The sequence below is a fragment of the Burkholderia sp. KCJ3K979 genome, from assembly GCF_016759955.1.
GTDB lineage: Bacteria > Pseudomonadota > Gammaproteobacteria > Burkholderiales > Burkholderiaceae > Burkholderia > Burkholderia orbicola.
The window spans coordinates 1-22,359 of the sequence record NZ_JACFYV010000101.1 but is presented as its reverse complement, the minus strand read 5'-3'; the positions used below and the strand labels follow the sequence as shown (position 1 = coordinate 22,359).

The 22,359-nt window shown below is 66.6% G+C and carries 18 protein-coding genes and 1 pseudogene; 11 read left to right on the top strand and 8 right to left on the bottom strand.

Going from position 1 to position 22,359, the window contains the following annotated elements; genetic code table 11:
* Nucleotides 1-241: 241 nt before the first annotated feature.
* The gene (locus tag H3O04_RS20890; RefSeq protein WP_200160195.1) at nt 242-1,096 is read right to left on the bottom strand and encodes a helix-turn-helix domain-containing protein; all 855 of its coding nucleotides are present in this window, start codon (nt 1,094-1,096) and stop codon (nt 242-244) included.
* A gap of 207 nt (nt 1,097-1,303) precedes the next feature.
* Between H3O04_RS20890 and H3O04_RS20885 the strand changes: the two genes are divergently transcribed.
* The 9 genes from H3O04_RS20885 (at nt 1,304) to H3O04_RS20845 (ending at nt 11,474) form a co-directional block, all read left to right on the top strand.
* The gene (locus H3O04_RS20885) at nt 1,304-2,176 is read left to right on the top strand and encodes a PhzF family phenazine biosynthesis protein (protein ID WP_202588368.1); all 873 of its coding nucleotides are present in this window, start codon (nt 1,304-1,306) and stop codon (nt 2,174-2,176) included.
* Nucleotides 2,177-2,179: 3 nt separating this feature from the next.
* A complete protein-coding gene (locus H3O04_RS20880; protein ID WP_202588367.1) occupies nt 2,180-3,661 on the top strand; it encodes an ATP-binding protein in 1,482 nt (493 codons plus the stop codon).
* A 641-nt stretch (nt 3,662-4,302) separates the two neighbouring features.
* Complete coding sequence (gene catA / locus H3O04_RS20875) at nt 4,303-5,253, top strand: catechol 1,2-dioxygenase (RefSeq protein WP_023476653.1); 951 nt, start codon at nt 4,303-4,305, stop codon at nt 5,251-5,253.
* Between the two features lie 117 nt (nt 5,254-5,370).
* Entirely contained in the window at nt 5,371-6,729 is a 1,359-nt protein-coding gene (locus H3O04_RS20870; protein ID WP_011545512.1) for a Rieske 2Fe-2S domain-containing protein, read from the top strand.
* Nucleotides 6,726-7,214 (top strand): benzoate 1,2-dioxygenase small subunit, encoded by a 489-nt coding sequence (gene benB, locus H3O04_RS20865; protein WP_011695017.1) that lies wholly within the window; start codon nt 6,726-6,728, stop codon nt 7,212-7,214. Before H3O04_RS20870 ends, benB begins: the two co-directional genes overlap by 4 nt.
* Nucleotides 7,215-7,253: 39 nt before the next feature.
* Nucleotides 7,254-8,276: a benzoate 1,2-dioxygenase electron transfer component BenC gene (gene benC / locus H3O04_RS20860; RefSeq protein WP_202588366.1), complete on the top strand. Its 1,023-nt coding sequence runs from the start codon at nt 7,254-7,256 to the stop codon at nt 8,274-8,276.
* Nucleotides 8,273-9,049, top strand: coding sequence for a benzoate diol dehydrogenase BenD (gene benD, locus H3O04_RS20855; protein ID WP_202588365.1), 777 nt, complete (start codon nt 8,273-8,275; stop codon nt 9,047-9,049). Before benC ends, benD begins: the two co-directional genes overlap by 4 nt.
* An 89-nt stretch (nt 9,050-9,138) precedes the next feature.
* A complete protein-coding gene (locus H3O04_RS20850; RefSeq protein WP_012336680.1) occupies nt 9,139-9,537 on the top strand; it encodes a RidA family protein in 399 nt (132 codons plus the stop codon).
* A gap of 131 nt (nt 9,538-9,668) precedes the next feature.
* A complete protein-coding gene (locus H3O04_RS20845; protein ID WP_226134621.1) occupies nt 9,669-11,474 on the top strand; it encodes a tannase/feruloyl esterase family alpha/beta hydrolase in 1,806 nt (601 codons plus the stop codon).
* Nucleotides 11,475-11,606: 132 nt separating this feature from the next.
* Here H3O04_RS20845 and H3O04_RS20840 read toward each other — a convergent pair whose 3' ends face one another.
* The 4 genes from H3O04_RS20840 to H3O04_RS20825 all read right to left on the bottom strand — a co-directional run bounded on the left by H3O04_RS20840 (nt 11,607) and on the right by H3O04_RS20825 (nt 17,410).
* Nucleotides 11,607-12,413: an oxidoreductase gene (locus H3O04_RS20840; RefSeq protein WP_202588364.1), complete on the bottom strand. Its 807-nt coding sequence runs from the start codon at nt 12,411-12,413 to the stop codon at nt 11,607-11,609.
* 35 nt (nt 12,414-12,448) lie between these two features.
* The gene (locus H3O04_RS20835; protein WP_202588363.1) at nt 12,449-15,589 is read right to left on the bottom strand and encodes an efflux RND transporter permease subunit; all 3,141 of its coding nucleotides are present in this window, start codon (nt 15,587-15,589) and stop codon (nt 12,449-12,451) included.
* On the bottom strand, nt 15,586-16,710 hold the full coding sequence (locus tag H3O04_RS20830) for an efflux RND transporter periplasmic adaptor subunit (protein WP_202588362.1): 1,125 nt from the start codon (nt 16,708-16,710) through the stop codon (nt 15,586-15,588). Before H3O04_RS20830 ends, H3O04_RS20835 begins: the two co-directional genes overlap by 4 nt.
* Nucleotides 16,711-16,792: 82 nt before the next feature.
* The gene (locus H3O04_RS20825; protein ID WP_023476658.1) at nt 16,793-17,410 is read right to left on the bottom strand and encodes a TetR/AcrR family transcriptional regulator; all 618 of its coding nucleotides are present in this window, start codon (nt 17,408-17,410) and stop codon (nt 16,793-16,795) included.
* Between the two features lie 77 nt (nt 17,411-17,487).
* Between H3O04_RS20825 and H3O04_RS20820 the strand changes: the two genes are divergently transcribed.
* Nucleotides 17,488-18,948: an efflux transporter outer membrane subunit gene (locus tag H3O04_RS20820; RefSeq protein ID WP_202588361.1), complete on the top strand. Its 1,461-nt coding sequence runs from the start codon at nt 17,488-17,490 to the stop codon at nt 18,946-18,948.
* A 44-nt stretch (nt 18,949-18,992) separates the two neighbouring features.
* A pseudogene (locus H3O04_RS20815) lies at nt 18,993-19,391 on the top strand (addiction module antidote protein).
* Between the two features lie 91 nt (nt 19,392-19,482).
* Here the strand turns inward: H3O04_RS20815 and H3O04_RS20810 are convergent.
* From H3O04_RS20810 to H3O04_RS36215, 3 genes are all read right to left on the bottom strand, one after another.
* The gene (locus H3O04_RS20810) at nt 19,483-21,066 is read right to left on the bottom strand and encodes a c-type cytochrome (protein ID WP_202588360.1); all 1,584 of its coding nucleotides are present in this window, start codon (nt 21,064-21,066) and stop codon (nt 19,483-19,485) included.
* Nucleotides 21,057-21,458 (bottom strand): hypothetical protein, encoded by a 402-nt coding sequence (locus H3O04_RS20805; RefSeq protein WP_023476663.1) that lies wholly within the window; start codon nt 21,456-21,458, stop codon nt 21,057-21,059. Before H3O04_RS20805 ends, H3O04_RS20810 begins: the two co-directional genes overlap by 10 nt.
* The coding region (locus tag H3O04_RS36215; protein ID WP_237666372.1) for a cytochrome c oxidase subunit 3 at nt 21,455-22,359 on the bottom strand (905 nt) is incomplete at its 5' end. The genes H3O04_RS20805 and H3O04_RS36215, both read right to left, overlap by 4 nt.

Below are 22,359 nucleotides of genomic sequence, written 5' to 3'. Positions count from 1 at the left end.
GGCGGGTGGATACGATTCGGTGTGCGGAAATTGAACAGTTGCCGTGTGGACTTTTGCCGCACGCCGCGTGATGACGTGGCAGATATTGCCGGTGCGGCATCGGCCGTTCACCGTCACCGTCTGGAGCCGCCGCGTCCAACCGCCGGCAGCAAGCTTATCGCGAGCGGTCGGGTACGCCAGGATTTACCGGCTGAGTGGTTCCAGTTCAACGGGGGCGACAGAAGTCGGAAGTGAAGAGGCGTCAGTTGTATCGAGCACGGGATGCCTTCAGATCGCGGGGCGCAGGCAGACCGAACTTGGTAAATAGCCTTGCCAGGTAGGACGGCGATTCGATCCCTACGCTCAGGGCTGCCGACAGCACGGTCGTGCCGGGAACGTTCAAGAGCGAACGCGCGCGCATGACCCGTTGCCGGAGCTGATAATCGGTGAGGCTTTCGCCGGTCTCCTCGCGGAAGATCCGGGTGAGATGACGTCGCGATATGGCGAATTCCGAAGCGATTGTCTCGATATCGATCCGCTCAGCCAGCATGACGTCAAGGTACGCCTTGATTTCACTGACCAGTTGCCCGCGCGAAACCTTCGGATTGGCACCGCTCGGTGCGGCGCCGAGCACCGCCGCCACGCACGCCGACGCAATCAGCCGATCGACCAGATCGTTCTGATACCGCGCCATATCGTGTGCTTCCTCCGTTTCGTCGCCCGCGTCGAACTGTGTTTGCAAACGCAGTGCCCCAAGCAGAGCAGGCGGCGGCACGCAGTAGCGCGGTGCATCGCCCCCGGCGATCCGGACATTGGATTTGCGCGCACAAAACGAAACGAAGTCGCGCTCCGCATAGACCGCCGTATGGCAGTGCTCTCCGGGATTGCTCGCCGTGTCGTGAAAAATCCCGGCAGGAACCATCGCAAGCACGCCGGCGCCGATGCGTTGCGAATGCTTTGAACACTCCGAAGTCAGCGTCAGCGTGCCTTGACTCGGCAACAGGAACATGAACTCTTCGTGCTCGTGCCACGATGTCACGTAATCGGCCATCGTGATGCGACGGGTCGCAGCCACGCGGTCGGCGGGAATGTGCGATTTGGACGTCTGATAAAACATGGCGAGACCTGCGACTTGGGACTTTATAAGGGACGGGCAACGCGCTGACGCCCATCGCCATGGCCCGATAGTGAGCATGTTCCGGCCCAAATGGAAGCGAATAAAAAACGCAGGCCGTGCATGCTGCGAGGGACGGCGGACTGGCCTTCCCGCCGGCTTCACAAAAGGCGGCACACCGATAGGCGGAGTTAATTAGGGAGCAAGCGCATGAGCATCGTACAACGTGTGCGGCTTGTACGGGTATTTTCCACCACCGACGAGGGCGGCAATCCGGCCCCGGTTGTGCTCGACGCGAACGGCTGGTCCGACTCGCAAATGAAAGAGGTGGCCCGCGCGTATGGTCTGGAAAGCGGGTTTGTGATGCGCGCCGTCGATCCGCACCATGATTTTCGCTTCCGCTTTTTTGTGCCCAACCACGAGATGGAGATGTGCGGACACGCAGCGCTGGGCGCATTGTGGCTGCTGCGTCACACGGGCGCGTGGCGCACGAACACGGCGCTGATTGAAACGCTGAGCGGCAGCGTCGAAGCGCGGTACGACGCGTCCGACGCGCGGATCGAAGTCAGCCAGCCGGCGGGACGCGTCGAGCCGGTTGTCGACGCGGCGCTCATTGCCAGGACACTCGATGCATTGAACCTCGATGCGGGCGATCTGCTGCCGCTCGACATCGTCAACGCAACGACGAGCCGCACCAAAACGCTGGTGCCGGTCCGCACGACCTCGCGGCTGAATGCGATCATGCCGAAACTCGACACAATCGAAGCGCTATGCGACGCGCTGTCGTCGACCGGTCTGTATCCGTTTGCGCTGGATGCCAATGCACCGCACGTGTTCGAGGCACGGCAATTCCCGCGCGCGTCCGGCTATCCGGAAGACGCGGCGACCGGCATCGCAGCGGCAGCGCTCCTGTACGGCGCGCATCGCCATGGGCTCGTCACCGGAGCGGGACGCGGCATCGTCGTGCGTCAGGGTGTGGCGATGGGACGCCCGTCCGCGATCACGGTGAACTTTCGCGATCCGGCCGATGAAAGCAGCGGTTGCTGGCTCAGTGGCCCGGTTGGTCTGATGGACGAGGCCTGAGTCATGTTGCTGGGCACACTCGAAGTCGATTTGTCGACGCGCTCGTTACGACGTGATGGGAAGGCTATCCATGTCGGTTCGCGTGCATTTGACGTGCTCGCGGTACTGTTGTCGGCGGCGGGCCGTCTCGTCACGAAAGACGAGTTGATGGCCGCGGTCTGGCCCGGCACGGTAGTCGAAGAAAACAATCTGCAGGTCCATATTTCCGCGTTGCGAAAATTGCTCGGACCGCAACGCGACCTGATTGTGACCGTACCCGGTCGCGGTTACCAACTGACGCAGAGGTCAGCCCCGACCGCGAATTTGACGCCGGCTACACCGCCCAGGCAGGGCGACAGCGATATTCCGCGACGGCACGGGGCGCTCACGGGACGCGACAGCCTGGTCTCCAATATTGCGGCAATACTGGACACGACGCATATATTGACACTGGTGGGCGCCGGGGGAGTCGGGAAAACGAGCGCGGCAATCGAAGTTGCTCATGCGGCAGTAAGCGGCCGTTTTGATATCACGCGCTTCGTCGCGCTTTCCGATGCTGCCTCTCCAGAAGCGGTCTTGCAGAAAATCGCGACGGCATTCGGCCTGCCGATACGGGACGACAGGTCGGCGGTGGACGCGCTAGTCGCAGCTTTGCCGCGAGACCGCACGCTGCTGGTGCTGGACAACGCCGAGCACGTCATCGATGCAGTCGCTCGACTGGTCGATTCAGTTTGCATGCGGCTTGGCAACTTGCGGGTACTCGTCACGAGCCGTGAGCCGTTGAGGGTATCAGGCGAGAGTGTCTTCCACGTGCGTCCGCTCCAGGTGCCGCGTCCGGAGTCATCCATCGCAGAGCTGCTGGATTGTGAGGCAGTGCAGATGTTCTTGCAGCGCGCGCGACAGTCGGGTTGCGACCTTGATACTTTAAGAAAAAGCGCTCGTCTCGTTGGCGATATCTGTCGTCGGCTCGACGGTAATCCACTGGCGATCGAAATGGCAGTCGGGCGTATCGGTGCATTGGGCGTTCGAGGTGTTCACGGATTTCTCGACGATCGCTTCAAGTTGCTGACGCGGGGATACCGGACGGCGCTTGCGCACCACCAGACGTTACAGGCCAGCTTCGATTGGAGCTTTGCGTCGCTGAGCCCGTCGAGTCAGAAGTTATTGGGTCACGTTGCGGCATTCCAGCGTGCTTTTACGTTCGAGGCATTGCGTGCGCTGGTATGCGATGCGCGGTATACGCTGTCTGACGTTGCCGGCGACATTGCTGAACTGACCGAGAAGTCGCTGGTGAGTGTCGAGCCGGGTAACGGCGAACATCGATTCTTTCTTTCCGAATCCGCCCGAGCATACGCGTTGCAAAAGCGTCGCATCGGAGGGAAGGACATTCGAATGTTCGCGCACTATGCCGGGTACCACTTCAGTGCTTGTGAGGAAGCGTCGACCATTGGAACGGATGCGTTCAACGAGAAAGTGGAAGAGCGGGAGCTTGCCTACGCCATCTGAGCATGTAAGGCAATGGTAGGCCCGGACCCGCTGACGCGGCCTGAACGAATTGCAGCGAGCGGTTGAATCCGCCGCCCACAAGGGACAGTCGACATTGCGGAAAGCCAGCGTCCGCGCCATCGCTTTACGACGTGTAGCCCGTCAGGAAAACCCTGATCGACTCCGCAGGCCGCCCGTTTTCAGCCGTTTTTCCCCTGTCGATACCGGCCGCGCCGCCGCCCGCCTCAGCGATATCCCGCACCCGCGCGATTGCGCTCCAGCAAGCCTTTCAGTCCGTGCATGTAGCTAAAGCAGGTATGGTGCAACGCAGTATTTTGCGTCCAAGGCTTAATTTTTATACCCATCAGGTATCGAAAAGCGCGACCAAAAGTATTGGACGCGCCATTTCCCCGCCGCGTATAAATCCGTTCCATGAACAGCCCACGCAGCGCGCCCCGCGTCCTCCGCCGCCCGAGATCGCATCGAAACCTGCGTCGTCAATCTGTCGGCGAGCCGCCAGCGCAAGTTGTCCGCGGCCACGATGCATGGCCCGATGCCGATGCTCGATGCGTACCTCGCACCCGCGAAGGACTGACGAAAGTCGCGCGGTAATTCGAATCTGGCAAGGACCGTCAGCCCCAAATACACATGGAGACAGCATCATGAGCGTCAAAGTTTTCGACACGACGGAAGTGCAGGATCTGCTGAAGGCCGCATCGAACGCGGCCGGGAATCGCGGAAATGGCACGAACGGCGACGCACGTACGCAGCAGATCGTGCTGCGCCTGCTCGGCGACCTGTTCAAGGCGATCGACGATCTCGACATCACGCCCGACGAAGTGTGGGCCGGCGTGAACTACCTGAACAAACTTGGTCAGGATGGCGAAGCGGCGCTGCTCGCGGCCGGTCTCGGTCTCGAGAAATATCTCGACATCCGGATGGACGCCGAGGACAAGGCGATCGGCCTCGACGGCGGCACGCCACGTACGATCGAGGGGCCGCTGTACGTGGCGGGCGCCCCGGTGCGCGACGGTGTCGCGAAGATCGACCTCGATGCGGACGACGGCGCGGGCCCGCTCGTGATCCACGGCACGGTCACGGGCCTGGACGGCAAGCCGATCGCCGGCGCGGTGGTCGAATGCTGGCATGCGAACTCGCACGGCTTCTATTCGCATTTCGACCCGACCGGCAAGCAGAGCGACTTCAATCTGCGCGGCGCGGTGAGGACCGGCGCGGACGGCAAATACGAATTCCGCACGCTGATGCCGGTCGGCTACGGCTGCCCGCCGCAGGGCGCGACGCAGCAACTGCTGAATCGCCTCGGCCGCCACGGCAACCGCCCCGCACACGTGCACTTCTTCGTCGACAGCCCCGCTCACCGCAAGCTGACGACGCAGTTCAACATCGACGGAGATCCGCTGATCTGGGACGACTTCGCGTATGCGACGCGCGAGGAGCTGATTCCACCCGTGACCGAAAAGACCGGCGGCACCGCGCTCGGCATGAAGGCCGACGCGTACCAGGACATCGAGTTCAACTTCGTGCTGACGCCGCGCGTGCAGGGCAGGGACAACCAGATCGTCGAGCGCCTGCGCGCGTCCGCCACCGCATAACCGCCGGCGGCACGGCGGCGCGCGAGCGCCACCGCTGCCGGCCGGTCACCCCGAGATTCAACCGATACCGATGCGAGCGTGCTTGCAGGACGCGGCACGCGCATGGGAGGAGCCATCATGTCCGCCACGATCGACCACACCAACGACCTGGATCATCTGCTGGAAACCGCCGTGCAGGATGACAAGGAGGCCGGCATCTTCCGCTGCCGCCGCGACATCTTCACGAACGCGGAGCTGTACGAGCTCGAGATGAAGCACATCTTCGAGGGCAACTGGGTGTACCTGGCGCACGAAAGCCAGATTCCCGACAACAACGATTACTACACGACATGGATCGGCCGCCAGCCGATCGTCATCACGCGCGACAAGACCGGCGAGCTGCATGCGGTCATCAATGCGTGTGCGCACAAGGGCGCGATGCTGTGCCGCCGCAAGCACGGCAACAAGGGTAGCTTCACGTGCCCGTTCCACGGCTGGACCTTCTCGAACACCGGCAAGCTGCTGAAGGTGAAGGACGAGAAGACGACCGAGTATCCGGTGCAGTTCAACACGCACGGCTCGCACGACCTGAAGAAGGTCGCGCGCTTCGCGAACTATCGCGGCTTCCTGTTCGGCAGCCTCAACGCCGACGTGCTGCCGCTCGAGGATTACCTCGGCGAAGCGCGCGTGATCATCGACCAGATCGTCGACCAGGCGCCGAACGGGCTGGAAGTGCTGCGCGGCAACTCGTCCTACATCTACGAAGGCAACTGGAAGATGCAGATGGAGAACGGTTGCGACGGCTATCACGTGAGCACCGTGCACTGGAACTATGCGGCGACGATGGGCCGCCGCAAGGAAGACGGCACCAAGGCGGTCGACGCGAACAGCTGGAGCAAGTCGGTCGCGGGCGTGTACGGCTTCGACCACGGCCACATCCTGCTGTGGACCCGGACGATGAACCCGGAGGTGCGGCCCGTGTACCGGCATCGTGACGAGATCAAGGCGCGCGTGGGCGACGTGCAGGCCGATTTCATCGTGAACCAGACGCGCAACCTGTGCGTGTACCCGAACGTGTTCCTGATGGACCAGTTCAGCACGCAGATTCGTGTGGTGCGGCCGCTCGCGGTCGACAAGACGGAAGTCAGCATCTTCTGCTTCGCGCCGAAGGGCGAGAGCGAGGCCGACCGCACGACGCGGATTCGCCAGTACGAGGATTTCTTCAACGTGACCGGCATGGGCACGGCCGACGATCTCGAGGAGTTTCGCGCGTGCCAGGCCGGCTATGCAGGCATCACGGCGATGTGGAACGACCTGTCGCGCGGCGCGCCGCTGTGGGTCGACGGGCCGGACGAGAACGCGAAAAAGATGGGGCTGAACCCGCGCATTTCGGGCGAGCGCAGCGAGGACGAAGGGCTGTTCGTGTGCCAGCACGAACACTGGGTGAACGTGATGCGCGATGCGCTGAAGAAGGAACGCGGGGAGGTGGCGGCATGAGCTTCGATTACCGGACGATTTGCGCGGCGCTGTATCGCGAGGCGCGCCTGCTCGACGATCGCGAGTGGGACGCGTGGCTGACCTGCTACACGGAAGACGTCACGTACTGGATGCCCGCATGGGACGACGATGACCGGCCGACCGACGATCCGCGCAGCGAGATCTCGCTGATGTATTACGCGGATCGCGGCGGCCTCGAGGATCGCGTGTTCCGAATCAAGACCGAGCGCAGCGGCGCATCGACGCCCGAGCCGCGCACCAGCCACAACGTGACGAACGTCGAGGTGCTGGCCGAACGCGACGACGAGGTCGACGTGCGCTACAACTTTCACACGCTGAACCACCGTTACCGCGTGACCGATCACTTCTTCGGCACGATGTTCGTCACGTTGCGCCGCGCGGGCGACGCGCTGCTGATTTCACACAAGAAGATCGTGCTGAAGAACGACTACATCCGGCAAGTGCTCGACGTCTATCACGTCTGATGCCGTTGGTTTGCCATGAAAGGAAGTGGAGGTGACGCGATGTCCAGCTACAAGATTGCATTGAACTTCGAGGACGGGGTGACCCGCTTCATCGACTGCAAGGCCGGCGAGAAGGTGCTCGACGCGGCCTTCCGCGCGAAGATCAACCTGCCGATGGATTGCGCCGACGGCGTGTGCGGTACCTGCAAGTGCCGCGCCGAGAGCGGGCACTACGACCTCGGTGACGATTACATCGACGATGCGCTGACCGAGGACGAAAAGGACGGTGGCCTCGTGCTGACGTGCCAGATGGTGCCGCAAAGCGACTGCGTGATCGCGGTGCCGACGTCGTCGGTCGCGTGCAAGACCGGGCAGAGCGCTTTTGCCGCGACGGTCACGAAGGTCGAGCAGCACAACGATGCGGCCGTCGTGCTCGAACTCGACGTCGGCGGGAGCGCGCCGGCGTTCCTGCCGGGCCAGTACGTGAACATCGGCGTGCCGGGCAGTGGCCAGCATCGCTCGTATTCGTTCTCGTCCGCGCCGGGCGACACGAAGATCGGATTCCTGATCAAGAAGATTCCCGGCGGGGTGATGAGTACGTGGCTCGAATCGGCGAAACCCGGCGACACGCTCGAACTGCACGGGCCGCTCGGCAGCTTCTACCTGCGCGACGTGGCGCGGCCGCTGCTGTTCCTTGCCGGCGGCACGGGCCTCGCGCCGTTCCTGTCGATGCTCGAAGTGCTCGCGCGCAGCGGGTCGCGGCAGAAGGTGCATCTGGTCTACGGCGTGACACGCGATCTCGATCTCGTGCTGGTCGACGCGATCGAAGCGCTGGCGGCGAAGCTGCCGAACTTCAGCTTCGCGACGGTCGTTGCCGATGCGGCGTCGAACCACGCGCGCAAGGGTTGGGTCACGCAGCACATCCCGGCCGACGCGCTGAACGACGGCGACGTCGACGTGTATCTGTGCGGACCGCCGCCGATGGTCGATGCGGTGCGCCAGTATTTCGACGACGCAGGCGTGAAGCCGAACAGCTTCCACTACGAGAAGTTCACCCCCAACGTCACGGCAAAGGCGGCATGACCATGCAACGATTCTCCGGCAAGGTCGTCGTCGTCACCGGCGCGGCGCAGGGCATCGGCCGCGGTGTCGCGCTGCGCGCGGCAGCCGAGGGCGGCAAGGTGCTGTTCGTCGATCGCGCGGATTTCGTCGCCGACGTGGCGGCCGAGGCGACCGGTGGCGAGACGGCAGGCTTCGTCGCCGATCTCGAAACCTATGAGGGCGCGCACGCGTCGATCGCGTATGCAGTGCAGCGGTTCGGCGGCATCGACATCCTGATCAACGGCGTCGGCGGCGCGATTCGCATGCGGCCGTTCGCCGAGTTCGAGCCCGCGCAGATCGACGCGGAAATCCGCCGCTCGCTGATGCCGACGCTCTATGCCTGTCACGCCGTGCTACCGCACTTGCTTGCGCGCGGCGGCGGCACGATCGTCAACATTTCGTCGAACGCGACGCGCGGCATTCGCCGCGTGCCGTATTCGGCGGCGAAGGGCGGCGTGAACGCGCTGACGTCGGCGCTCGCGATGGAATATGCGGAACACAACATCCGCGTCGTCGCTACCGCGCCGGGCGGCACCAGCGCGCCGCCGCGCCGCGTGCCGCGCAATGCGGCCGGCGACACCGAGCAGGAACAGGCGTGGATGGGCGAGGCCGTGCGGCAGGTGACGGAATCGACGTACTTCAAGCGCTACGGCAGCCTCGACGAGCAGATCGCGCCGATCCTGTTCCTCGCGTCGGACGAGGCGAGCTACATCACCGGCACGGTGCTGCCGGTCGCGGGTGGCGATACGGGTTGAAGGGCGTTGACGGTGCACGCGCCGCAGCCGCGTGCACGGCGACCCTCACATAACCGGCCGGCGCGGCAAGCGCGGCCACGGAGACATTCATGAGCAAACGCGAAGCGATCATCCCGGCCGGCATGGAAGCCGTGTACGAAAAAATCGGCTATGCACCGGCGATCAAGGTCGGCGATACCGTTTATGTGTCCGGCCAGATCGGCCGCGACGCGGCGATGCAGCTGGTCGAGGGCCGCGAAGCCCAGATCGTGCAGGCGTTCGAGAACCTGAAGCGCGTGCTGGATGCCGGCGGCGCATCGCTCGACGACGTGGTCGACCTCACGACCTTCCATACCGACATGCGTGACCTGCCGCTGTTCATGCAGGTGCGCGACCGCTATTTCCATGCGCATCCGCTGCCGGCGTGGACGGCCGTCGGCGCGCACATGCTCGGCGGTTCGCCCGGCTATATCGTCGAGATCAAGGCGGTGGCGGTGCTGCGCGACTAGTCAATGCGGTGCCCGCGGTTTTGGCGCGTGCATCGGCTTTCCCTGTACGCGAATCAATCAAGAGAGAACGGAGGGGTGGAATGGCGTCGATGCTCAACGGTAGAACCCGTCGTGGTGGATGGTACTTCGGCATGGCTGTCGCGGCATCCGTGGCCGGCATGCTGATGGTGTCCGGTTGCAACGACAACGAAGTCCAGGATGTCGGTGGCGGCACGGCCGATGCCGCGTTGACCTGCGATCAGACGATGAAGGCGCGATTCGCGTCGGATGCGAACACGACGGTGATCGCGGTGAAGTCGTTCAAGGCAGGCGATCCGCTGGTGCTCGATGCGTCCGCTGTCACGTCCGCGACGCCCGTCGCCGGCAACAGCCTGTGTCTCGTCAAGCTGAACGTCGGGCCGGGCCACGCGGGCCCCTCAGGCGCACCGTCGACGTCGGCCGGCATCGGGATGGAAATCTGGCTGCCCGCGCCGTCGAACTGGAATCGCAGGATTCACAACCTCGGCGGCGGCGGGTGGCAGGGCGGTGCGTACGGCGACCCGACGAAGATTGCCAGCGCGGGTGCGACGCCGAGCGCGGCGACGATCGCGGCGTCCGAGGGCGCGGTGGTCGGCACGACGGATACCGGGCACACGGTCCAGAACGGGTCGTTCGCGATGAATCCGGACGGCACGATCAATACGACGCTGTGGAACGACTTCGCGCAGCGCAGCCTGCACGAACTGGCGCTCAAGACGAAGGCGCTGGTCGCCGCGTACTACGCGACGCCGCAAAAGTATGCGTACTGGGACGGCTGCTCGACCGGCGGCCGGCAGGGCTACAACGAAGCGCAGAACAATCCGTCCGACTACGACGGCTACCTGAACGGCGCGCCTGCGTTCAACTGGTCGAAGTTCATTACGGGCGAGCTGTATCCGCAGGTCGTCGCGCAGGTCGATCTCGGCGGCGTGACGCTGACGGATGCGCAGCAGGCGCTGCTGTCGGGGGCGGCGGTCAGCGCGTGCGACACGGTCGGCGGCCAGCATCTCGGTTACCTGATGGACCCGGCCCAGTGTCGTTACGATCCGACCCAGGACGCGAACGTACTGTGCTCGGGCGTGAAGATCGGCACCGTCACCGGCACGAACGCGACGGCCGCGTGCGTGACGGCCGCGCAGGCCACCGCGATGAACAAGACCTGGTACGGGATGACGCGCGATGGCTCGGTGCCGAATCCGGCGCTCGACACCGGCACGGCGACGTCGCTCGCCAGCAACCAGATGTGGTTCGGGCTGATGCGCGGCACGGGCACCGGCGCGCTGGCCGGCGCGACCCCGTTCAGCATCTCGACCGATCTCGTCGCGCTGGAGCTGCAGGACCCGACGATCGCCGGCGCCGGCTTCACGAACGCGACCGGCAACGGTGCGAACAAGTGGAAGGACCTCGGCTATGCGGGTCTTGCGAACGCCTATGACCAGGGGATCGCGCTGCAGTCGTCGTTCGGCAACATCAATACCGATAACCCGGACCTGTCGGGGCTCGTGAAGCATGGTGCGAAGGTGCTGCACTACCACGGTCTTGCCGATCCGCTGATCACGCCGTCGGGCAGCATCCACTACTACGAACGCGTCGCGAGCCGGATGGGTGGCATACCGGCGGTGCAGCGGTTCGACCGGCTGTTCCTCGTGCCGGGCATGGGGCATTGCAGCGGCTATGGCGGCGTCAACGGCACGGCCGGCCCGGCGCAAACGGCCAATACGGTGCCGTTGCCGCATGCGGATCGTCAGGACCTGTATGCGCAGTTGGTCAACTGGGTCGAAAACGGCAACGCGCCCACGAGCATCAAGCTCACGTCGGCCGACGGCAGCGCGAGCCAGCCCGTGTGCATGTATCCGACGAAGGCGACGTACAACGGTTCGGGATCGATCCGGGACGCGGCGAACTATTCGTGCAAATGACGGGCGAGCACGCTGCGGCATGTCGCGTCGCGATTGCCGGTGCATGTCGATGACGGGCGACCTCGGCGCGGGGCCGAGCTTCGCGAACGGCTCGGGCATCCTCGTTCAAAGCCGTTTCGCCGGCGCGCCGCGTCACGCGAGCCGGAATTTCTTGCGCAGGCTCGAATCGACCGGGCCGGCCGGCATGAAGCGTCTCAGTTTGCCCAGGAGAGACGCCTCTCCGGACGGCGCGCGTCGCATGCGCCACGCGCCGAGCGCGGCCTCGACGATGGTGGCGGCCACGCCGTCGGGCTCGGGCGCGGCTTTCACGTTGTCGACCACCGCGCGCGCCGCCAGCGTCCGTTCGCGGTCATAGTCGGCGATCTTCGCGTTCGCGAGCGGCGCATTGACGTCGAGATTGGTCCGCGTAAACGACGGCTCGACCAGCGTCGCACGAATGCCGAATTGCCGCACCTCGTGATCGAGCGTTTCGGTCAAGCCCTCGACCGCATGCTTGGACGCCGCATAGAGGCCCATGTACGGTGCGGGCAAGAACCCGAGCACCGAACTGACGTTGACGATGCGTCCGCCGCGTCGGGCGCGCATGTGCGGCAGCACGGCCTGTACCGTGCGCAGGATGCCGAATACGTTGGTGTCGAACAAGGCGGCCGCCTCGGCCAACGACGTTTCCTCCACCGCACCGATCAGGCTCGTGCCCGCATTGTTGACGAGCACGTCGATACGCGCGGCCCGCTCGACGATCGTACGGATTCCGGATTGAACGGACGCATCGTCGCGCACGTCCATTTCGATCAGCTCGACGCCGGCGACGGGCGCGGTTCGGGCAATGCTGCGCACGGTGCCGAATACCCGGCACCCGCGTTTGGCGAACTTCTCGGCGGTGGCGCGCCCGATGCCCGAAGACACGCCGGTCACGACGACAACGGTAGGGTTCGACATGGTTGTTTCCTTCGAGCGGATGAATGATGGAACGGTCAGTTGTGTGCGTCGAGCGTGGCCGCAAGCGTGGAATCGGGCAGCGACGCCGGTTCGGGCTCGCCGTGATGCGAGCCGGCGGTGCGTCCCGGCCCGATCCTGAACCAGATCGCGTACATCGCCGGCAGGAACACCAGCGTGAGGATCGTGCCGGCGAACGTGCCGCCGATCAGCGTGTACGCGAGCGTGCCCCAGAACACCGAATGCGTGAGCGGGATGAACGCGAGCACGGCCGCCATCGCGGTGAGGATCACCGGGCGCGCGCGCTGCACGGTCGCTTCGACGACCGCATGGAACGGGTCCAGCCCGGCCTGTTCGTTATGGTGGATCTGCCCGATCAGGATCAGCGTATTGCGCATCAGGATCCCCGACAACGCAATGAGCCCGACCAGCGCGTTGATGCCGAACGGCTGCCGAAACAGGATCAGCGTCGGCACCACGCCGATCAGCCCGAGCGGGCTCGTCATGAACACCATCACCATCGCCGAGATCGAGCGCACCTGGAAGATGATGATGACGAGCGTGATCGCGAGCATGATCGGGAACAGCGGCAGCATCGCCGTCGTCGCCTTGCCCGATTCCTCGATGGAGCCGGCCTGCTCGATCCGATACCCGCTCGGCAGCTTGTCGACGATCGGCTGAAGCTGCTTCGTGATCGCGGCCGATACGTCGGGCGGCTGCAAGCCCTCGGCGATGTCGCCGCGCACCGTGACCGTCGGCACGCGATCGCGCCAGCGCATGATCGGTTCCTCCATCCGCACGTCGACCTTGCCGACCTGCGACAGCGGAATGCGCTGCCCGTTCGCGCCGGCGAGCGTGAAGTCGTCGAGTCGCGCGGGGTCGAGCCGCGCATCGCCGCCCGAACGCGCGATCACCTGCACGGTCCGGATATCCTCGCGCACCGCGGTGACCGGCACGCCGGTGAGCAGGAACTGCAACTGCTGCGCGACCGCGCTGGACGTCAGCCCGACCGCCTGCAGGCGGTCCTGCTGCAACGTGAAATGCAGCGTCGGCGCGCGCGTGCCCCAGTCGGCATTGACGGTGCGCATCATCGGGCTGCCGTTCATCATGTTCCCGACTTCCGATGCGATGCCGCGCAGCGTGTCGGGATCGGGGCCGGTGATCCGGTATGCGACCGGGAACGGCGAATACGGGCCGAACACGAGTTGCGTGACGCGCACGCGCGCTTCCGGCGCGAGGCCGTCGGCGACCGCGCGGCGCAGGCGCGCCTTCAACGCGTCGCGTTCGTCCTGACTGTCGGTGCGCACCACGATCTTCGCGAACGACGGGTCGGGCAGCTCCGGCCCCATCGCCAGGTAGAAGCGCGGCGCGCCCTGGCCGACGTACGCGGTGACGATGCGCGCTTCCTTCTGCTTCGCGAGCCACGCTTCGACCTTCGATGCGGCGGCACTCGTTTGCGAAATCGACGTGCCGTACGGCATCTGCACCTCGACGAGCACCTCGGGGCGGTCGGAGATCGGGAAGAACTGCTTCTTGACGACCGCCATGCCGAGAATGGCGAGGACGAACAGGCCGACGACCGACCCCGCGACCAGCCATTTGCGCGCGATCACGCGCGTCAGCACCTGGCGGAAACGGTTGTAGCGCGGCGTGTCGTAGATCGCATCGTGGCCGCCTTCGATCTTCCTGAACTCGGGCAGCATCTTCACGCCGAGGTACGGCGTGAACACCACCGCCACGACCCACGATGCGATCAGCGCGATCCCGACGATCCAGAACATGTTGCTGGTGTATTCGCCGGCGGTGGAGCGCGCGAAGCCGTTCGGCATGAAGCCGACCGCGGTCACCAGCGTGCCGGCCAGCATCGGCGCGGCCGTATGGCTCCACGCATAGGCCGATGCGGCCACGCGCCCGTAGCCTTCCTCCATTTTCACGACCATCATTTCGATCGCGATGATCGCGTCGTCGACCAGCAGCCCGAGCGCGAGGATCAGCGAGCCGAGCGTGATGCGGTCGAAGTTCTTCCCGGTGGCGGCCATCACGACGAACACCACGGCCAGCGTCAGCGGCACGGCCGCGGCGACCACGAGGCCCACGCGCCAACCCATGCTGACGAAGCTCACCAGCATGACGACGAGCAGCGCGGCGAAGAACTTCACCATGAACTCGTCGACGGCCGAGCTGATGTTGACCGATTGATCGGTGACCTTGGTCAGGCTCATGCCGAGCGGCAGCCCCGCATTGATCGCGCCGACTTCGTGGTCCAGCGCACGGCCGAGGTCGAGCCCGTTCCAGCCGTCGCGCATCACGACGCCCAGCAGCAGCGCGGGCTCGCCGTTGTTGCGGATCAAGAACGTCGACGGATCTTCGTAACCGCGCTCGACGGTCGCGATGTCGGACAGCTTCAGCGTGCGGCCCTGCGAGACGATCGGCGTGTCGCGGATCTTCTGCAGCTTGTCGAACGCGCCGTCCACGCGAATGAAGATCTCCGGCCCGCGCGTCTCGACGGAGCCGGCCGCCGTCAGCACGTTCTGGCCGTTGAGCGCGGCGAACACCTCCTGCGGGCTCACGCCGAGCGTCGCGAGCCGGTCGTGCGACAACTGCACGTAGATGCGCTCGGGCTGCTCGCCGATGATGTCGACCTTCTTCACGCCCGCCACGTGCAGCAGCCGCTGGCGCAACGCTTCGGCGTCGCGCACCAGCAGGCGCTGCGGTTCGCCCCTGGCCTTCAGCGCGAACAGCGCGAACGTGACGTCCGCGTATTCGTCGTTGACCATCGGGCCGATCACGCCGGCCGGCAGATTGGTCGCCTCGTCGCCGATCTTCTTGCGCGCCTGGTAGAACTGCTCCTGCACCTCCGACGGCGGCGTGCTGTCGAGCAACGTCAGCGTCGTGATCGCGAGGCCCGGACGCGTATAGGTCTCGGTGCGGTCGTACCAGCGCAGCTCCTGCATGCGCTTTTCGATCTTTTCGGCGACCTGGTCGTGCATTTCCTGCGCGGTGGCGCCCGGCCATGCGGTGATGATGGTCATCACCTTGATCGTGAACGCCGGGTCTTCCGCGCGGCCCAGCTTGAAGAACGACACGAGGCCCGCGAGCGAAATCAGGCAGATCAGGAACAGCGTGATCGCGCGCTCGCGCACCGCGAGCGCCGACAGGTTGAATCGTCGCTCGCTCACGGCCGTGCTCCTGCGCTCGCGACCGTCGCGGCCGGCGCGGACACGCGCACCGCTTCGCCTTCGCGCAGTAGCTGCGCGCCGAGCGCGACGACGCGCTCGCCTGGCTTGAGCGCGCCGTCGCCGGCGATGCGCGCGCTGTCGTCGTCGAGATGCTCGACCTTGACCGGCCGCCACGTCACCTTGGTCGGTTCACCGGTGACGACCCACACGCCGGGCCCTTTGCCCGCGTCCAGCAGCGCGCCGATCGGCACCTGCATGCCGCGTTGCGACGCCGTGCGCGCGTCGTCAGGGATGCGGATCGTGACGGTCGCGCCCAGCGGCGCGTCGGCCAGCGCGCCTTGCAGCACGTAGCGCGCGTCGAAAGTACGCGTTCTCGCATCCGCGGTATCGGAAAGCTGGCGCAGCGTCGCGGCGACGTTGACGTCCGGCTTGCCGAACAGCCCGGCCTGCGCGACCGACCCGATCGCCGGACGCAGGGTTTCAGGCAACTGGATCACGGCTTCGCGGCGGCCGGCGTGCGCGAGCCGCACCACCGGCTGCCCCGCGCCGACGACCTGGCCGGGCTCCGCGAGCGTTTCCATGACGACGCCGTCGCCGTCCGCGACGAGTTGCGCATAGCCGGTCGCGTTGCGCGCGACGTCGGCGTCGGCCTCGGCGGCGCTCAGTTGCGCTTTCGCGGCATCGGCGGCGGCCTTGATCTGGTCGTAGGCCGATGCCGATATCGCGCCGGTGCCGCGCAGGTCGCGGTAGCGCGCTTCGTCCTCGGCGGTCTGCCGCGCGCGCGCCCGGGCGGCGGCGACGGCTTCGTCGCGGGCGCGCGCCGCGAGCTTCAGGTCGACGGGATCGAGCCGCATCAGCGGCTGCCCGCGCTTGACGGTTTGACCGGTATCGACGAGCCGCTCCAGCACCTTGCCGGGTACCCGGAAGCCGAGATCGCTCTGCACGCGCGCGGCGACGGTGCCGGTGAACGAGCGGGACGCGGGAACGGCCGCCTGCACGACGGCGGTACGCACGAGCGGTGCTTCCGTGCGCGGATCGGACGGCGCTTTTCCGCTGCAGGCGGCTAGCGCGAGGGGCAGTGTGGAAGCGACTGCGAAGAAAGCGGGGCGACGCCGAACCATGAAAGACCCAGTGACGAAGTGAGTGGGGCTTTCATTGTGTATCTAGTGACCAATATAGTCAACAGTCACAAACGGTGACGCATCACGGCGCGAGGCTGCGCAGGACGAGGCTGGACAGTTGGGCGGGCGCGGCGTCGGTCGTGTCGAGGTTGTACTGGAGCAGCAGCGGGTTCAGGTACGGCCGCATCACGAGGTAGATCGCCGTCGCGGTTTCGTCCAGCGGCGTCTTGCGCTCGAACTCGCCGTTTTGCCGGCCTGCCTGGAGGACGTCCTGCAACAGCGTCTGCACGCGTGCCTCGTAGGCCTGCACCGACTGCCAGTTTTCGGTGGCGGCCGACGCCGCGATGTCGTACAGCTTGCGGTCGTGGAAGAACAGCCGGAGGCTCGCCTCGGTAGAGACCTTGAAGAGCCGCCGCAGCTTTTCGGTGGGCAGCTCGGCCGCGGCGACGGCCGCGCGCACGTCCGTCTCGATTTCGCGCAGGCAGTTTGCGCAGATCATCTCGCCGATCGCCTGCTTCGACTCGAAGAACTTGTAGATATAGGCCTTCGAGAAGCCGATCGCCTTCGCGAGATCCGACACGGTCGTCTTTTCATAGCCGTACCGGCTGAAGTGCTCGGTGGCGGCGGCCACGATCTGGTCGCGGACGTCGTGGTCGGCCGGGCCGCGCGCGGGCACCGGGGAAGGGTCGATTTTTTTCATGGGCTGCAGCTGACGGGAATGGACAACGAGTGACTATTTGGTATTATAGTCACTACCGGATTCTTGCCAAAACCCTCATGCTACCCAAACCCATCGTTGCCGCGGCGCTGGCCGCCATCTTGTCGGCGGGGTGTGCCGTCGGTCCCGACTATGCGCGGCCGGACGTGGCGATGCCGCGGCAGTTCCAGGGGCAGCGCGCCGTGGATCAGCGCCACGCGGCGGTCGACGCCGATCTCGCGACGTGGTGGACGGGCTTCGGCGATCCGCAATTGACGCGCTACATCACGCTGGCGCTCGCGCAGAACCTCGATCTTGCGCAGGCCGCGGCGCGCGTCGCGCAGGCGCGCGCGGGGCTCGGCGCGGCGAATGCGGCGCTGCTGCCGTCCGGCAACGTGAGCGGTCAGGCCGCGCGCGTCTACCAGTCGGTCGAAACGCCGTTGGGGCAGGTGTTGAATGCGACGCCCGGTTTCGACCGTCATGGCAACGACTACGAGGCCGATTTCAACGCGAGCTGGGAGCTGGACATATTCGGCGGATTGCGCCGCGGCCGCGAAGCGGCGCTCGCCGACTATCAGGCATCCGAAGCGGCGGCGGTCGCGACGCGGCTCGCCGTCGCGGCGCAAACCGCGGATACCTACATCACGATTCGCGGGTTGCAGGGCCGGCTCGAGGTCGCGCGGCACCAGGTGCAGACCGAGCAGGACCTGCTGTCGACCCTCAACCTCCTCTATGGAAAGGGCCTCGCGGCGGAGCTTCAGGTGCGGCAGGCCGAAGGCGCCCTCGCGCAGGTTCGTGCCACGGTGCCGGTGTTCGAAGCGGCGCTGGACGCGGCGATGAATGCGCTCGACGTGATGCTGGGCGCGCAGCCCGGCACGCATCGCGCGGAATTGCTCGCCGGCGGCGAGATTCCGGTCGCGCCGCGGATCGCGGCGACCGGCACGCCCGGCGAACTGCTGCGGCGCCGGCCCGACCTGATCGCCGCCGAGCGGCGCGTGGCGGCGTCGAACGCACGCATCGGCGTGGCGATCGCCGAGTATTACCCGAAGTTCTCGCTGGGCGGGTTGATCGGCAGCGCGACGACGATGGGCGCGGGCAACCTGTTTGCCGGCGGCGCGAACCAGGCTGCGGGCGTGCTCGGCTTGCGCTGGCGTCTGTTCGATTTCGGCCGGATCAACGCGCAGATCGCGCAGGCCAAAGGGCAGGATGCCGAAATGCTCGCGGCGTATCGGCTCGCGGCGCTGCATGCGACCGAGGACGTCGAGAATGCGTTCTCCGCGCTCGTCAAGCGTGACGAGCAGGCGGCCATTCTCGGTGACGGCGTGAAGTCGCTCGGCCGAGCGCGGGCCGCGTCGTTCGCGGCTTATCAGAAAGGGGTCGTCAGCCTGATCGAGGTGTTGCAGGCCGACGAAAGCCTGTTGCGCGCGTCCGACGAACGCGTGCAGGCGAGAACCGAATCGGCGCGTGCGGCGGTGGCTGCATTCAAGGCGCTCGGCGGTGGGTGGCAGGCGCCGGAAGCGCAGGCCGTTGCGAGCCGGTAGCGGTAGTATCGGAACCTGATCGCCGCCGAACTGGAGGATTGAAGATGAAAATCAGCGAACTGGCCGAATTCGATGGCTCGAAGTACCTGAAGGACGAAGAAGCGATTCGTCACTACCTGGCGCAGGCGTTCGAAGATGGGGAGCCTCGACTGATCCAGGCCGCGCTCGGGAACGTCGCGAAGGCGCGTGGCATGACGGCGCTGGCGCGCGAGTCCGGTGTGAAGCGTGAAGCGTGAAGCGTGAAGCGTGAAGCGTGAAGCGTGAAGCGCTCTACCGCGCGCTGTCGGAAGGTGGGAACGCGGAGTTTGCAACGATCATGAAGGTCGTCGCCGCGTTGGGATTGCATCTGACCGTTGCGCCGACCACGCAGACCGCCGCAGCGGTACCCGCGCCTGAGCCGACCTCGCGCGCGCTCGCACGCACGTGCGGCGGCCCACGGATGATGTCATCAGGGGCGGGCTGCATGCTTCATGCCAAGCCCGCCCGTATTGACCCGCTCGACCTCGCGCGGCAAGCCCTGCGCGCAGCACGCCGCTACCGCTTGATCGCCCCCCGCAACCGCCGCACATCCTGCTCCGACACCGGCGCCGCCCGATTTCCCCACGCACCGCGCACGTAGCTGACCACCGCCGCGATCTCGCCGCTCGTCAACGCGCCGCGCATCGCCGGCATCCGTTGCACCGGCCCCGGCTTGCCCGGCGTGGGCCGCGCGCCTTCGACCACGATCCGGATCGCGCTGGTCGGATCGGCCGCCACGACGATCGAACAGCCCGCGAGCGCCGGCCCGTGATCAGGGACGCCTTTACCTTCGGCACCGTGGCAACGCGCACAGAACCCCGCATACACACCGGCTCCCGGCGCCTGCTGGCCGCCTTCCGGCCGCGGGCCGGCCACGGTGAGCCGCGGTACGCCCACACCCAGCGGATTCGTCGCGGCGGTCGGTTGCGCGGGCAACGACTTCAGGTACACGGCGATCGCGTGGCGATCGGCATCGGTCAGCAACGCGGTGCTTTCGCCGACGACCGGCGCCATCGCGCCGAACACCGCGCCACGTGCCGCATGGCCGCTGCGCAGGAACGCGGCGATGTCGTCGGCCGACCAGTGGCCGAGGCCATCCGGGGCCGCGCCGGTCAGGTTCGGCGCGAACCAGTGGTCGTTGATGCCGCCGGTCAGGAACGCGGGGCTGCGCTCGTCGTAGCCGCGTTCGTTGTAGGCCGGCCCGCGCGGCGTATGGCAGGCGCCGCAATGGCCGAGCCCCTGCACGAGATACGCGCCGCGATTCCATTGCGCGGATTGCGACGGCTGCGGCGTGAACCGGTCGCGGTTCGCGAACACGAGGCTCCATAACCCCAGCGCCCAGCGCTGGTTGAACGGAAACGGCAGTTGCGTGAGCTTCGCCGCATTCGCGGACGGCGCGACGCCGCGCATGAAATACGCATACAGCGCGCGCACGTCGTCGTCGGTCAGGTGCGCGAACGACGGGTACGGCATTGCCGGATACAGCCGGCTGCCGTCCGCGCGCACGCCGCGCCGCATGGCGTCGTCGAATTGCCGCAGGGTGTAGTTGCCGATGCCGTGCGTCGGGTCCGGCGTGATGTTCGGCGCATAGATTGGCCCGAACGGCGAATTCACCGGCTGGCCGCCCGCGTACGGCGTATGGTCGGCCGCGTCGTGACACGCGGCGCAATCGCCGGCGAGCGCGAGATAGCGGCCGCGCGCGAGCGTCGCGGCGTCGGCGCTCGCGGCAGCCGCGGCGATTACCGGGCGGCGGGCGGTCGAAGCGGACGCCGCATCGGGCGGCGGGGTGGATGCCGCGGACGATGGCGCGTCCGCCACCGACGCGTCCCGGTCGCGTGACAGCCGCCGGTCGTCCTTCACGCGCGCGGACATCGACGCACCGGCATCGGCGGCCGACGCACCGATCCGCACGAACCGCCAGCCCGACGCGGGCTCGGGCGCTTCCGCCGCCGACGCGGCGTCGGCCGCATTGCCGGGTGCGGCCGTGTCGTCGTCCTGCCGCATCTCGCATCCGCAGAGCGCGACGCATACCGCGAATGCGACGCCCGCGCGGCGGCCCGGAACGCGGAACGGAAACGAAGCGAACGAGATCAGCGCCATGGACTGCAAGGCCCCACGAAAGCGGTGACGATCCCCGTGAACACCAGACCGATCACGAAGCCGAGCGCGGCGAGCATCCCGCAGCGCGCGAGAAAGCGCGTACTGTCGTCGCGCGTCGCGGCGGGTGCGTGGGCATCGTGCCGATGCCGCCACGCGCGCGCGAGCCACGTCGCGCAGGCGGCGGCCAGCGCGAACGCGCCCGCGGCGATCAGCGCGAGCCACACGCCGACGTGCGCCCAGCGCGGCACGGCCTGCGCGACACCGTGCGGATAGCACGCGGTGGACGCGAGCGTCTCCGACACCAGCATCTGCGCGAACCACAGCGCGGGCGCGCCGACGAGGCCGGCCGCGATCGCGAGCAGCGGGGTCCACGCGCGTCGGGCGTCGTTCATCCCGTGCTCCTCAGCCAGAAGGGCGATACGTACAGCGCGGTGAAGATGAACAGCCACACGACATCGACGAAGTGCCAGTAGAGCCCGCCGACCGTCAGCGCGACGCGCCGTTCGCGGCCGAAGAAACCGGCGGCGGTCCACCCGGCGAGCAGCGCGAGGATCGCGAGACCGGCCACGACGTGCGCGAGGTGGAACCCGGTGATCGTGAAGTAGAGGCTGCCGTACAGATGCGCGGTCGGGCCGTACGGATGGTCGCGCCATTCGTGCAGTTGAACCAGCGCGAATGCGGTGCCGAGCACCAGCGCGACGACGAGCAGCGCGACCGCGCGTGCCTGTTTTTCGGCTCGCACCGCGCGCTCCGCGAGCCACACGAACACGCTGCTCGACAGCAGCACGACCGTGTTGGCGGCCGCGAGCCCGATCTTCGGCATGCCTTCGGGCGGCCACGGCGCGGACCACTGCGACTGCAGGTAGAAGTAGCAGAACAGCAGGTAGCCGAACAGTCCGGCCTCGGTCACGATCAGCGTGAGCACGCCCCACCAGCCGCCCGCGCGCTCGCCGCAACTGCCGACCGGCAGCGGTTCGATGCACGCGGCCGGCGCACCGGGCGGCACCGTCGCCGACGGCGGTTCGTCCGGATGAAGCCCGGCGGCCGCGGCAGGCGCCTGCGTGTCGGCGCGGGCCGGCAGGCGCGCGCGTTGTCCGAGTTCGCGGCGCGGCCACAGCCACGCGGCGGTGGCGATCGTGCAACCGGCGACGGCCACGCAGACGAGCGTCGGCGAGCGCGCGAGCATCGCCGCGAACACGGCGGTCGCGAGCAGCGCGAGCACGAACGGCACGCAACTGTCTTCGGGCATCTTCAGGATCGCGCTCGGCGACGCTCGTCTGCGTGGCCGTCGCC